This is a genomic window from Paramagnetospirillum magneticum AMB-1 (genome assembly GCF_000009985.1).
Classification (GTDB): Bacteria; Pseudomonadota; Alphaproteobacteria; order Rhodospirillales; family Magnetospirillaceae; genus Phaeospirillum; species Phaeospirillum magneticum.
Genome location: NC_007626.1, coordinates 3,331,912 through 3,345,136, shown reverse-complemented (window position 1 = coordinate 3,345,136; position 13,225 = coordinate 3,331,912). Strand labels below are relative to the sequence as shown.

Below are 13,225 nucleotides of genomic sequence, written 5' to 3'. Positions count from 1 at the left end.
CCGTTGTTGTTGGGCGACCGTTGCCTCGGGCCTTTACCCTAGTACACTCCCTTGGAATTAATGAAGGGGGCATAGCGTCGGTCTTCCATCAAAATGTGGTTGACGATCCAGTCCTGCAGGAAGGTCAAGACCTCGTCGGCGGAGATGGCGGCCGACGCCAGGTGCTCCTCCAATTCGCGCGCCTGGGCCATCAGGCGCCGGTGCCGGGAGGCGTGTCCGGCCCCTTCGGGGTAGCCATAGCGCTCGAGCAGCGCTTCCTCCTCGGAGAAGTGGTACATGGCGTAGCCCATGAGGAAGTCCAGGGCCTCGCCGATCTCGGCCTTGCCCTTGCTCAGGCGCACCGCCTCGATCAGCCGGTTGGACATCTCGAACAGCCGGCGGTGGTGATTGTCGATGCGCTGGATATTGACCGAGTATTCGTCGCGCCAGACCAGATCGGTGCTGGACACCACCTGGGCCTCGGCGCAGGCGCGGGTGCGGCGGTGGAAGGTCTCGAACAGCTTCCAGCGCACCCCGGGGATGTCGGCCAGCGTCTGGGCCGGCACCACGTAAAGCTCCATGGTTTCCGACGAGATGATGCGCGACAGGCGCGGTGTCTGGAACATGGCGGTTTCTTCCCCGAAGAAATCGCCCGGTCCAAGCCGTTCCAGTTCCTGCTCGCCCAGTAGCCGGATGGCGTCGCCCAACCGGATCAGGGCCACGTTGCTCTCTCCCACCGACAGGGCCTCGCCCGCGTGGACGGCCAAGGGGCGCATGTGATTGGCGATGCGGTTCAACGTGCCGGTGGACACCACTTCGCCGAACAGCCAGGTCCGGCTGAGGAATTCCCGGATTTCCATCAGCCGGGAAATATCGGCGAACAGGTCGTGGCGCTTGACGAATTCCAGGTAGAAATCGGCGGATAGCCGGAGCGCCTGGACATAGGAGGTGGCGCGGTAGGTCTCCATGGAGGGCAGGCCGTGCAGGCCCGCCAGTTCGCCCAGCAAGGCGCCGGCCGACAGCAACGAGCGAACCTGACTGTCCGAGGACAGCATTTCCACTTGGCCGGTGAGCACCAGGTAGATGGCGTCGCCGATGGCGCCTTCGCGGATCAGGATGGTTTCCGGGTTGAAGCTTTCCAGCGGGCAGTTCAGCAGGACCTGGAGGTGGGCGTCGCCGATCTCGGGGAAGTAGCTGGCCAGATGCTCGTAGGCCGAACGCCGGGCGAAGTCGCGGTAGCTGCGCACCAGCACATCCACGGTGCCGAAGGACGCGCCCGAGCCGATGCGCTTTTGCTCGTCGGTCAGCTTGAGCGCGGTGTGGGACAAGATGATCTTGCGCGACTGGTCCTCGGCGAAGTCGCCGGCCATTCCGTGGATCAGTCCGCCGCCGATATCCACCTTCTTGACGTCGGCGGGCTCGAAATAGTCCGTCACGATGCGTTCCATCCAGGCCAGGGACAGGCCGGGCTTGGCCGGGTCCTCGGTGATCATCCCCTGAAGGACGTCCAGCCCCGAGATATCGGCCATGTGGGCATAGGTGCGGTAGCCCCCCTCCGCCATGACGCGGAAGTAGAAGGGCGTGGTCTCCACCGGATGGGGCGAGAAGATGGGGCGCACTTCCAGCCCGCCCACGTCGTTCCACTCGCCCAGCGTCAGGTCGCAGACGTCGAAATAGTCGGAAAAGTCCTCTTCCTCGATGGACAGCAGGGCGGCCAGCTTCTTGGTGACCGCGGCCCGCACCATGGGGGTGGCGTGGTACTTGATGCGGCGATCGGCGCGGATCAGCGTGGTCAGTCCCGCGAAATGATCGTCATGGGAATGGGTGTGGAAGATTCCCTCGATCTCGTTGATGCCGATGCCCAGGGCGTTCAGCGAATAGATCAGGTTGGGGCCGGCATCGATCAGGTAGATGCGCCCCTGGAATACCAGGATGGCGCCCATGCTGGGGCGCCGGATGTCCCAGCCGTCGCCGTCGCCGGAGTGAATGACGGCGAAATACTCGCGCGGGATCTGGTGAAAGCCCAGGGTATAGGGGCATTCGTGAATCTCGAAGGGCGGCAGGTTGAGGTCGACGCTGACCCGTTCGTCCCCATGGCTGAACTCGAAGACGTTGAGCGCGGTGCGGCGCAGGGTGACGCCTTCGGCGATCTCGATGGGCTCGTCGGCCAGGGGCCGGGTGTCGAGCAGCTCCCGCGGGTGCTGGATGCGGCCGAAGGCGAAGCGCAGCTTGAGGCGCATCATGTCGCGGGCCGTGGCCTCGTCCAGGCCGGCTTCCATCAGTTCCTCGGTGGAGATCAGACCGTAATTGCCGCGATAGATGTACTGGAACTGGGCCTGAAGCTGCTCGTTCCGCCCGATCAGCAGCGGCCGGCGACCGGTATTGTTGGGGTGCCCCGGCAGCAGCATGCCCTGGCGATAGAACATCTGCAGGACCGGAAATTCCGCCAGATTGCAGAATGCGCCGTTCTGGATCATCACGTCGGAGAGCAGAATGGCGCTGGGTCCGGTTTCGCACGGGATGCCGTCCCGCCGTGTCGGCCGGATCAGCCCGCGCAGCATCATGTGCTTGACCGCGTCGGCGGGACAGCCGCACAGCACCCGCAAATCCCGCTCGGGGATTTCGACCCAGGCCATGCCGGCCGCTACATCCACCTTGAACAAGCCGGCCATGACGTCCCCCCTGATTCAGAACGGAGGATGCGACCCGCGTCTGCGCCCTCTCAGCCTTATGGTAGATGAATGCTACATCAATGGTTTGGGTGCGTCCAATTGCCTTCTGGGGCCGGGGAGCGTCAGCTCCAGACGGCGACCCGGTTCCGTCCGGCGCGCTTGCCGTCGTAAAGCGCGGTATCGGCGCGGTCGAGGGATTCCTCCACAGACAGATCGGCCGACAATTCCGCCAGTCCGAACGTGGCGGTGATGGGGATGGGCTTGCCCGTGGCGCTGGTGATGCCGAGGGCGGCGATGGCCGACCGCATGCGCTCCAGCACCTGCCGCCCCGCCTCGGGGGTGGCGGCCGGCAGGCAGATCAGGAACTCCTCTCCGCCATAGCGGTAGAGCACGTCATAGGGCCGCACGTTGCGGCGCAGGCTCTCGGCCACGGCGCGGAGCACCCGGTCTCCCTCGGTATGGCCGAAGGTGTCGTTGACCTTCTTGAACAGGTCGATGTCGACCAGCGCGACGCAGCATGGCTGCTTTTGGCGCATGGCGCGATCGCGCTCGCCGATCAGGTGGCTCATCATGGTCTGACGGTTGCCCAGGCCGGTCAGGGCGTCCACGGTGGCCAGGGTGCGCCAGGCGTCCCGCTCCAATCCCTGGGCGGCGGTGCTGAAGGCCAGGACCAGGCTCATCATCGCCTCGTAATCCGAGGTGGTGATGGTGTGGCCTTCGGCGGCGCGTTCGGTGATCTGGTCGGCCTTGAAATGAATCTCGTGGTGCAACTGTCCCAATTCGGCGAAGGCCGGGTAGACGGCCAGGGCCGATTGTCCCGCCGCGTCGAACCAGGCGGTGAACCGGCACTGGTCGGCGGGCGGGGTGGGGTGGGTCCGGTCGTGCCAGTTGAGGACGGAGCTGTACCAGGATTGCAGCCAGTCCACGTGGCTGGCCAGGGCGTGCTGGTAGGCGGCCAGGCTGGCGAAGACCTTTTCGGTCTCCACGTGGGCCTGCGAGAGGGTAGCATTGGCCGTCATGTCGCTCATGACACCCTCCGCTTCAAGGTCTCGTCCACCGCGCCGGGAGCGGCAAAGCGGGTTCCCTGGCCCAGCGTGAAGCCCAATTCCAGCAGAATGCGGGTGGTGTCCTCGGTCTCGATGCCCTCGACGATGACATCGATGCCCAGGCGTGCGCACAGTTCCCGCATTCCTTCGAGAACATCCCTCTGACGGGGCGAGGCCTCGATGCCCTCCACCAGGCTGCCGTCGATCTTCAGGATGTCGATGGGCAGGCGGTAAAGGAAGGCCAGCGGGGAAAAGCCGGTGCCGAAATCGTCCAGAGCCACCCGGATGCCGCAATCGCGCAACTCGGCCAGCATGGAATCGGCGTCCGAGGTCTCGTCGATCAGCATGGTCTCGGTGATCTCGACGCATATGCGACGGGGTGGCAGGCCATGCTGTTCCAGCATGCGCTTCAAGGTGTCGACCAGGGTGCGGTCGCGCAGGTGCCAGGCCGAGACGTTGATGGCCACGAAAGGCGCGTTCTCGCCGGTGCCGAAGCCGGCGCAGATGTTCAGCGCCCGGTCGGCCATGGTCAGGTCGATGCGCCGGATCAGGCCGGTGCGCCGGGCCAGCGGCAGAAAGGCGCAGGGCGTCATCAGGCCGAATTTCTCCGACCGCCAGCGCGCCAGGGTCTCGTAGCCCTTGATGGCTCCGGTCCTCAGGTCGACGATGGGCTGGAGAAACGGCTCGATCTCACCCCGGATGATGCCTTCGGCGATATCGCGTTCCCGCAGGATTTCTTCGTAGCCGGGGCCGAAATCCGAGCTTTGCAGCGCCGCCATGACGTCGGAATCGTCGGCGGCCCGCGACTGGCGCAGCCGGCCGACCAGCTTGCGCATCAGCTCGGCGAAGAAGGGGTCCGAGCGGGCGATGGATTGCTGGATCTTGTCGCCGCGCACCATGACCAGGCGCGCCGGCGTTTCTGCCAAGGCGGTGGCGGAACGGGGCGCGCCGTCGATGACCCCCAATTCCCCAAAGACCTCGCCCGGTCCCAATCGCGCCAGAGGGCGGGTCTCGCCGCCGATCTCCTGCTGAATCCGGATGGTGCCGGCCTCGATCAGATATGCCACTTCGGCGGCTTCACCCTGGCGAAAGATCACCTCTCCCGCCGCCACATCCCTGGTCAGCATGCCTGTGCCCACTCCCCGAACCGTTTCATAAACCCAGGGTTAGTGAACCATGCCCGGGTGGTCCCGGGCAAGGACCGGGTGGCCGCCGTCATGGCGGCGGAGCGGGGAGGGTGATGCGTACCGCCTGCCTCTCCTGCCCCTCCTGCAGCGCCGCGCGCGACAGCAAGGTGTTGACCGCGTCCATGGCGGCATCCACCGACCAGCGGATTTGGTTCTCCCCCGCCTGATTGCCGTGGGCCACCGCCTCGGGGAGGATGCTCCGCTGCAGGAAGGCGGCGAAGCCGGCCAGCGCCCGGGCATTCAATTCCAGGCCGTCTCCGGGCACCTCGAATTCCGGCCCCTGGTCCACCGTGTCGGCAATGCGCCGCAATACCGCGGCCATCTCCGCCGTCCGTGCATCCGTCGCGGCGGCCTCCGTTTTGGCGGCGACGAAGCGGAGCATGGCGGAGAAGAAGGAGTAGGGAAGCATTTGCTATTACCTTTGGATATGTTTGACTTGAAGGTGTCATAAAATCACAGGAAAGCGTTACAGACTGGCGTTTGTTCGTTCAGTCCTCATGAGGGAGTATTGATGTGTACTGTCCTGTCCTTGTGGGGGTGACATGGCCACCAGCTACACTATCGGGCACAAGCCCCTCGACGACGACCATGATCGCATGATCGCGGCCTGGCGTGAACTGGAAGGCAGCCGGACACTGGAGGCCGCCAAGGCGGCGGCGGCGGTGCTGATGGCCGAGGCTGGCGAGCATTTCGCCCGCGAGGAAATGTTCATGCTCCAGTGCGGCTATCCCGACCGGGTCCGGCACATGGCGCTGCATGCCGAAATGGCGTCCGGCCTGCGGCGGGTGTTGCTGTCACCGCTGATGGGCGGCAGCCCCCACGATGATTTCGTGCTGGCGGTCCGCAGCCTGATGGACAAGTGGGTCATGGTCCATATCCTGGGCGAGGATGCCAAGCTGGCCCCCTATGCCCGCGCCCATGCCGCCCACGCCGCCCACGGCCTGGCGGTCAACGGCCGCCGTGCGGCGGCGGGTGCCCGGCTCTGATATTTTCTGGACTTGACCTGGGTCAATGTCGGGCTTTCGCCGGCGTGCATTCCTAGTGCAACGCCCTAGGAGGATCGCCTTGCGCTCTGCCCGCGCCGTTCAGTCCAGCTCCGCCGTCGACCGTCGCCTTGTGGCGCGGCTGGTGGCCGTGGCGCTGGTGGCGGCGGGATTCCTCTTCCAGGGTCTGCTTCCCGGTCTCGATCTGGCGTTCAGGGGGGGAACCCTCCTGGTGACGCTGGCGGCGCGGACCGGAATCTGCCACGCGTCAAACCTGGGCGGAGCCGAGCGTACGGCGGTTCCATCCCCCATGGGCGACGAGGGGCAGTCGGACAGTCACGGATGCTGCCTGGTGTGTCAGGCCGCGTCGCAGGCGAAAGGGGCATTGCCGTCCCCAACCTTCAAAGTACCCACCGCAGGTACGGCAGGGCTTCGCATCGCCGCGACCGCTTCGTCACACGTGGACGGGCAGGCATCCCACCACCATTTCGCCCGCGGGCCTCCGATCCAGGCGGCCTGACGTCGCCTTTCCCGCGTTATCCCGATATTGTGTCTTCAGCCAGCCTCCCCCAACCAGTGGGGTGGGGTCGTTCGTGTGTCGTCCGGAGTTTTCGCTCATGAAGTTCACTGCCATTGCCGCCGCCCTGCTGCTGGGTCTCGCCGCCGCCGGCGAGGCCGCCGCCGCCGATATCGAGGTGGTCAACCCGTTCATGCGCGCCGCGCCCATGGCCGGCGGGACCGGGGTCGCCTTCATGACCATCAACAATCACGGCGGCGCCGACCGTCTGGTGGCGGCGGAATCCGATATTTCCAAGGCGGTCGAGTTGCACACTCACGTCAAGGACGGGGACATCTACCGCATGCGCAAGGTGGAATCCCTGGCCGTGGCCGAGCATGGCACCGTCGAGCTGAAGCCGGGCGGCGATCACGTGATGTTCATCGGCCTCAACGCCGCCGTGAAGGAAGGCCGCACCGTGCCGGTCACCCTGGTCTTCGAGAAGGCGGGCAAGGTTGCCGTGCAGGTGCCGGTCCTGGCCCCCGGGGCCATGACCCCCGGCGCCATGGCCCCGGGTGGAATGGCTCCCGGCGGAATGGCCCCGGGTGGCGGCATGCCGGGCGGTATGATGCACCACGGCCACAAATAGGGCCAAGCGGGGCGGCAGCCCGCCGGGCCAGCCTTACGGCGCCGTTCCCAGCCTGACCGGGGGCGGCGCCATGTCGGGGGTGAGGCGGCTTCCCGCCGCCAGGGCGTCCATCAGCCGGGCGGCCTGGGGGCCGTCCCATTCGGCGGCGCCGATGAAGCGGGCGACCTCGCGCCCCTCGGCGTCGATCAACAGGGTGACCGGCAGGGCGGGGGCGTCGAGCTTTTCCGCCGCCACACGGTTCTCGTCCGTGCGGATGTCCAGGTTCTTGATGCCGAGGCGGGCGAAGGTGTTGGTCACCGCCACCTTGCCGCCGCGATCCAGCGACAGCGCCACCAGGGCGACGCCCTTGGCGCCGAGGGCGGGCTTCAGCCGGTCCAGCGCCGGCAGTTCGGCCACGCAGGGCATGCACCAGCTGGCCCACAGATTCAGCAGGATCGGCTTGCCCTTGAGGGTGTCGAGCCCGGCGGGCCGGGACTCGGCGTCGCGGATTTCTATGGCCGGAACGGGCTGGGGCCGGTCGTGAATGACCAGGCCGCGCAGGCTCTTGGAGGCGGCCCGGGCGGGCAGGGTGCGCATGGCGGCCAGCGCGGCGGCCGACAGGATGAAGGCGCGGCGCTTCATGGTCAGCGCTCCACCCTGGAGGGGGCCAGGTAGGACCGCACCCGCTCGGCCACCCGATCCGGCGCCGACAGATGCGGCATGCGGGCGAGGAAATTGCCCTCGCGATCCATGATGTAGATGGAGGCGCTGTGATCCACGGCATAGACCGAGGGGTCGCTGCCGTCGGGCTGCTGGCGCTCGTAGCGGACCTTGAAGTTGCGGGCGGCGGCGGCCACCTGCTCGGGCGTTCCCGACAGGCCGGTGATCTCGGGGAAGGCGTTGAGGTATTCCTTGAGATGGGCCGGCGTGTCGCGCTCGGGGTCCACCGAGATGAACAGGGTCGCCACCTTGGCCCGGTCGGCCCCCAGCTGCTCCAGCGCCACCGACAAGGTGTTGAGGATGGTCGGGCAGATGTCGGGACAGAAGGTGTAGCCGAAGGTGACCACCCGGATCTTGCCCCGGTAGCTCTCGTCGCTGACCGCCCGCCCGTTCATGTCGGTGAGGAGGAAACGCCCGGAAATCGGGCGGTCCTCGACTGGCTGGGCCAGGGCGGCCGGAGCCGTCGTCAGACAGATGAGAAGTATCAGCAAGAGCCGCCGCATGGCCGTCCATTCCTTATCCAAAGTCCGCACCTGGATGCCGCTTATCGCGCCATTTTGGAAGCGCGATCATAGCCCGGCCGGCATGCCCTCGGCGCGTGGAATTTAAAGGGTCTTTCTTGACGAAAGTTAAGGCTTTCGAGTCGCCCCGGTCCCATCGTCTTCGGCGAAGGTTGGGTAAAGCTCATTTTGGTTTCAACAATTCAAAAGGTGGGGAAGATGACGAGAAGCCTCAAATTGGCGACTCTGCTCGCGACCGTCAGCTTTGGCGCCCTGGTGGCCGGTACCGCTTCGGCGGAATCGCTGCAGGACGTCATGAAGCGTCGCGGTCTGACCGAAAATGACATGCTTGCCGCGGCGAAGACCTACAATCCGACCGGCAAGCTCGACGAATTCATGGTGTTCAGCTCGGGCGGCCAGAGCGGTCAGGTGATCGTGTACGGCGTGCCCTCCATGCGCATCCTCAAGTATATCGGCGTCTTCACTCCCGAGCCCTGGCAGGGCTACGGCTATGACGACGAGTCCAAGGCCGTGCTGAAGCAGGGCTCCGAAGTTCAGGGCCGCCAGGTTCTGTGGGGCGACACCCACCACCCGGCGCTGTCCGAGACCAACGGCGAGTCCGACGGTCAGTGGCTGTTCATCAACGACAAGAACACGCCCCGCATCGCCGTGGTCGACCTGCGCGACTTCGAGACCAAGCAGATCGTCCAGAATCCGATTCTGCAGTCCGAGCATGGCGGCGCCTTCGTCAGCCCGAACACCGACTACCTGATGGAGCCGGCCCAGTACCCCGCCCCCCTGGGTGGTGAATTCGCTCCGCTGGAGCAGTTCAACGAGAAGTATCGCGGCGCCGTGACCTATTGGAAGTTCAACCGCGCCGAGGGCCGCATCGAGCCCGAGAACTCGTTCTCGGTCGAGCTGCCGCCCTACAGCCAGGATCTGTCCGACTTCGGCAAGGGTCCGTCGGACGGCTGGTCGTTCATCAACTCCTTCTGCACCGAGCGTTATGTCGGCGGCATCGAGCGCGGCCGCCCGCCCTTCGAAGCGGGCTGCTCGGCCAAGGATCACGACTATCTGCACGTGATCAACTGGAAGAAGGCCGCCGAGCTGGTCAAGGCCGGCAAGGCCAAGAAGATCAACGGCCACAACGTGCTGTCCATCGACACCGCCGTCAAGGAAGGCATCCTGGTGCTCGTTCCCGAGCCCAAGAGCCCCCACGGCGCCGACGTCACTCCGGACGGCAAGTATGTGACCGTTTCGGGCAAGCTGGACAGCCACACCACCGTCTATGACATCGCCAAGATCGAAGCGGCCGTCGCCGCCAAGAACTTCGCGGGCAAGGACGAGTACGGCATTCCGATCATCGCCCTGGAAACCGTCGCCCACCAGCAGGTGGCCCTGGGCCTCGGCCCGCTGCACACCCAGTACGACTCGAAGCCCTGTATCGCGTATACCTCGCTGTACGTGGATTCCATGGTCGCCAAGTGGGACTATTGTGAAGGCAAGGTCATCGACAAGCTGTCGGTGCACTACAACATCGGCCATCTGATGGCCATGGAAGGCGACACCGCCAAGCCTAAGGGCAAGTACCTGATCGCCCTGAACAAGCTGGCCATCGATCGCTTCGCTCCGGTGGGCCCGCTGCACCCGCAGAACCACCAGCTGATCGACATCTCCGGCGACAAGATGCAGCTGCTGTACGATATGCCGCTGCCTCTGGGCGAGCCCCACTACGCCGTCTCCATCGCGGTGGAGAAGCTGAAGACCAACGTCCGCTATCCCTTCGGCACCGATTCTCGCACCGAGAAGAAGTCGCCCTTCGCGGTTCGCCCCGGCCAGGAGCGCATCGAGAAGAAGCCGGGCAAGGTCGAAGTGTTCGGCACCGTGATCCGCTCGCACATCACGCCGGAAATCATCGAGGCGAACGAGGGTGACGAAATCACCGTCCACCTGACCAACCTCGAGCGTGCCCAGGACGAGACCCATGGTTTCGCCATCTCCAAGCACAACGGCAACCTGTCCATCGAGCCGGGCAAGACCGCCTCGCTGACCGTCAAAGCCAACAAGGCCGGCGTGTACCCGTACTACTGCACCGAGTTCTGCTCGGCGCTGCACCTTGAGATGGAAGGCTACCTGCTGGTTCAGCCCGCCAACTACAAGGCCACGGGTGCCAAGGGCAAGGAAGGCCAGATCTACGGCCAGAAGGACTACGATGCCCGCGTGAAGGCGAACGTGGAAACCCAGGGCGTCATCAACAGCGTCGTGGGCTACATCACCAGCGTGAACTTCAAGGACTTCCCGGCCGTGGTCGCCATGGTCGAGGACGCCACCGAGCAGCTGGGCTATGCCGAGCAGAACAAGAAGAAGTCTGAAGAGTTCGCCGCCAAGGGCGACTACAACAGCGCCTTCCTGTGGGCCGAGCAGTGGTTCCAGTACCAGGTCAAGGCCGCCGATATCGGCCTGCGTGCCAAGACCTTCCTGGAGCAGAACGGCGCCAAGAAGGTGGAAGCCGCTCCGGCCAAGTAAAACCGGACCCGGTTGGATCGGGGTGGGATCGCTCCCGCCCCGGTTCGCTCCAAAGACCCGGCGGGGTGGGCTTGCCCGCTCCGCCGTTTTTTTTTGAATTCCCCAGCCTGACCGGCATCAGCTCCCCGACCGGCATCAGCCTGGACCCCGGAAAAATCCAAGACTTAACCAAAGTCATGTGGGTGCCCGCACCCCAGGGGTAGTTTCCGTCGAAATTATCCGGACACGAGGGCTGGCCTGACCTTGCTCTCGGTCTTCCCGAGCCTGGAGAGGATCAGACATGTTCAAGACCATCAAGCGGCAGCTTCCCGTCATGGCCCTGGCCGCGGCCTTCGGCGCGGTCTCCTTCGGCCCGGCTCTCGCCGCCGATGGCAAGGCGCTTTATGCCGACAAGGGCTGTGCCGCCTGCCATGGCGAGGATGCCAAGACTCCGCTGCAGGAAGGCTTCCCCAAGCTGGCGGGGCAGAGCGTCGAATACATCACCAATCAGATCAAGGACATCAAGTCCGGCGCCCGCAAGAACGGCCAGACCGTCGACACCATGAAGCCCATCGTGGAAGACCTGGCCGATGCCGACGTGCAGGCCATCGCCGAGTATCTGTTCAGCCTGAAGGAGGCGCCCGCCGCCGCCGCGGCCGCCGCCGGCGCGCCCCATCCCGGCAAGACCCTGTTCATGACCAAGACCTGCGTGGCCTGCCACGGCAAGGAAGGCAAGAAGCCGCTGCCCGGCTACCCCGCCATCGGCGGTCAGGACAAGGCCTATATTCTGGCCCAGACCAAGGACATCAAGGCCGGGGTGCGGGCCAACGGCAAGGCGAACGCCATGCAGCCGGTCATGCATCTGGTCAATGACGACGAGATCGGCCAGATTGCCGATTACTTGTCCACAGTCAAGTAAGGCGAACCCCGGTTCGGCTAATGTACGCCCAGTTCGTTGGAACGTGGAGATAGAGCGATGTTGAAGTTCAAGCACAGCCTGGCCGCCCTGGCCGCTGTTTCCGCCCTCCTGGTCGGTGGCGCCGCCATCGCCGCCGGCGGCGGGACCCCCCAGAAGGGCAAGTCCCTGGGCGAGGAAGGCTATCAGTGGCATGCCGGCGGCGGCGAGGAAGACGAGGCCCTGCACCTCAAGCCCGACCTGGCGAATGGCAAGGAAGTCTACGAAGTGTGCTCCGCCTGCCATCAGATGGAAGGCTGGGGCCTGACCGACGGCACCTTCCCGCAGCTGGCGGGTCAGCACCCCAAGGTGGTGATCAAGCAACTGGCCGACATCCGTGCGCTCAACCGCGATAACCCCACCATGTACCCCTTCGCCCTGCCGTCGCAGATCGGTGGCCCGCAGGCCATCGCCGACGTGGCCGCCTATATGGCGGTCAAGCTGAAGATGAACCCCGAGCCCGGCGTGGGCGACGGCAAGGATCTGGCCCACGGCAAGAAGCTGTACGAAGAGAACTGCACCCGCTGCCACGGCGCCGACGGCGCCGGCGACAACGACAAGTTCTATCCCCGCATCCAGGGGCAGCATTACGAGTACCTGCTGCGCCAGTACCAGTGGATCAAGGAAGGCAAGCGCCGCAACGCCAATCCCGACATGATGAAGCAGATTCAGAGCTTCACCGATCGCGATACCAAGGCGGTTCTGGACTACACCTCGCGCCTGAAGCCCCCGGCAAATTTGGTTGCCCCCAAGGGCTGGAAAAATCCTGACTTCCAGTAGATTTTTCTGATATAAGGTGGATACTGGGCGGTGTCCGGGCTTTCCGGCCGCCGCCCTTCCTCCCTCTGATCCACCTGACCAGCCAACGGGGTAACGTCCATGGCCAATAACAGCAAGAGCAAGCCGGCGCTCGTGCGAATCCTTACCGTGATCGCCATGATTTTCATCGGCGGTGCGTATTTCTCACCCATCTGGTGGGTGGCGCTGAAGGCTCCCAACTATCCGGCCGAGACCTTCCCTGACGGTATCCGCATCCATTTCCACGTCAACGGCGTGTTCAACGGCTGCGCCAGCCAGGAAAAGCCCAAGGACGGCAAGGAAGCCGCCTGGGGCGACGAGGAAGGCGGCCTGGATTGCGTCCACGAGATGAACGTGATCAACCACTTCATCGGCATGGAGCCCATCGAGGTCGGCGCCAAATACGAGATCAAGGCCGCTCCTTACCTGTTCTCCCTGGTGGCGGTGATGTTGGTGGCCTTCCTGTTCTATGCCGGGCCGTTCTGGTGGGTTCTGCCCTTCTCGGGCATCGTCATTCCGGTGGCCTTCGTCGTCGACTATTCCGCCTGGCTGTGGTGGTTCGGGCATAATCTGCGCGCCTGGGCGGCCTTTTCGGTCAAGCCGTTCATGCCGACGGTGTTCGGCGACGGCAAGGTGGCGCAGTTCTCTACCTACTCCTACCCTCACTACGGCTTCGGCCTGCTGATGGCGGCGTCCCTTTGCCTGGTGCTGGCGACGCTGTTGCAGCGCAAGGCGCTGAAGTCCAAATAGCCTCTC

Annotated in this window: 13 protein-coding genes; 6 read left to right on the top strand and 7 right to left on the bottom strand. The window is 65.0% G+C overall.

The annotated features are described in order from the left end of the window. Positions 1-38: 38 nt before the first annotated feature. The 4 genes from AMB_RS15580 to AMB_RS15565 form a co-directional block, all read right to left on the bottom strand. Positions 39-2,651, bottom strand: coding sequence for a bacteriohemerythrin (locus tag AMB_RS15580; protein WP_011385471.1), 2,613 nt, complete (start codon positions 2,649-2,651; stop codon positions 39-41). Between the two features lie 122 nt (positions 2,652-2,773). Beyond that, on the bottom strand, positions 2,774-3,679 hold the full coding sequence (locus AMB_RS15575) for a diguanylate cyclase (RefSeq protein ID WP_011385470.1): 906 nt from the start codon (positions 3,677-3,679) through the stop codon (positions 2,774-2,776). Then, positions 3,676-4,824, bottom strand: a complete 1,149-nt coding sequence (locus tag AMB_RS15570) for an EAL domain-containing protein (RefSeq protein ID WP_011385469.1) — start codon at positions 4,822-4,824, stop codon at positions 3,676-3,678. Before AMB_RS15570 ends, AMB_RS15575 begins: the two co-directional genes overlap by 4 nt. Positions 4,825-4,912: 88 nt before the next feature. Continuing rightward, positions 4,913-5,293, bottom strand: coding sequence for a hypothetical protein (locus AMB_RS15565; RefSeq protein ID WP_011385468.1), 381 nt, complete (start codon positions 5,291-5,293; stop codon positions 4,913-4,915). A gap of 133 nt (positions 5,294-5,426) precedes the next feature. On the opposite strand from AMB_RS15565, the gene AMB_RS15560 reads away from it, so the two are divergent. Beyond that, positions 5,427-5,870 carry a bacteriohemerythrin gene (locus tag AMB_RS15560; RefSeq protein ID WP_011385467.1) on the top strand — a complete coding sequence of 148 codons (444 nt, stop codon included), beginning with the start codon at positions 5,427-5,429 and terminating at the stop codon, positions 5,868-5,870. A gap of 52 nt (positions 5,871-5,922) precedes the next feature. Here AMB_RS15560 and AMB_RS25750 read toward each other — a convergent pair whose 3' ends face one another. Beyond that, positions 5,923-6,132 carry a hypothetical protein gene (locus AMB_RS25750; RefSeq protein WP_158303979.1) on the bottom strand — a complete coding sequence of 70 codons (210 nt, stop codon included), beginning with the start codon at positions 6,130-6,132 and terminating at the stop codon, positions 5,923-5,925. 352 nt (positions 6,133-6,484) lie between these two features. Here AMB_RS25750 and AMB_RS15550 point away from each other — a divergent pair, with 352 nt between their 5' ends. Beyond that, a complete protein-coding gene (locus AMB_RS15550; RefSeq protein WP_043744757.1) occupies positions 6,485-7,012 on the top strand; it encodes a copper chaperone PCu(A)C in 528 nt (175 codons plus the stop codon). Between the two features lie 33 nt (positions 7,013-7,045). Here the strand turns inward: AMB_RS15550 and AMB_RS15545 are convergent, their stop codons facing one another. Both AMB_RS15545 and AMB_RS15540 read right to left on the bottom strand, forming a co-directional pair. Further along, positions 7,046-7,633, bottom strand: coding sequence for a TlpA family protein disulfide reductase (locus AMB_RS15545; RefSeq protein WP_011385464.1), 588 nt, complete (start codon positions 7,631-7,633; stop codon positions 7,046-7,048). 2 nt (positions 7,634-7,635) lie between these two features. Further along, a complete protein-coding gene (locus AMB_RS15540) occupies positions 7,636-8,214 on the bottom strand; it encodes an SCO family protein (RefSeq protein WP_043744754.1) in 579 nt (192 codons plus the stop codon). A 234-nt stretch (positions 8,215-8,448) separates the two neighbouring features. Between AMB_RS15540 and nosZ the strand changes: the two genes are divergently transcribed. From nosZ to AMB_RS15520, 4 genes are all read left to right on the top strand, one after another. Continuing rightward, positions 8,449-10,737 (top strand): Sec-dependent nitrous-oxide reductase, encoded by a 2,289-nt coding sequence (gene nosZ, locus AMB_RS15535; RefSeq protein WP_231848860.1) that lies wholly within the window; start codon positions 8,449-8,451, stop codon positions 10,735-10,737. A gap of 280 nt (positions 10,738-11,017) precedes the next feature. Next, entirely contained in the window at positions 11,018-11,635 is a 618-nt protein-coding gene (locus AMB_RS15530) for a c-type cytochrome (RefSeq protein ID WP_011385460.1), read from the top strand. Positions 11,636-11,692: 57 nt separating this feature from the next. Further along, entirely contained in the window at positions 11,693-12,451 is a 759-nt protein-coding gene (locus AMB_RS15525) for a c-type cytochrome (RefSeq protein ID WP_011385459.1), read from the top strand. Positions 12,452-12,550: 99 nt separating this feature from the next. Beyond that, positions 12,551-13,219 (top strand): hypothetical protein, encoded by a 669-nt coding sequence (locus AMB_RS15520; RefSeq protein ID WP_011385458.1) that lies wholly within the window; start codon positions 12,551-12,553, stop codon positions 13,217-13,219. The last annotated feature ends 6 nt before the right edge of the window (positions 13,220-13,225 follow it).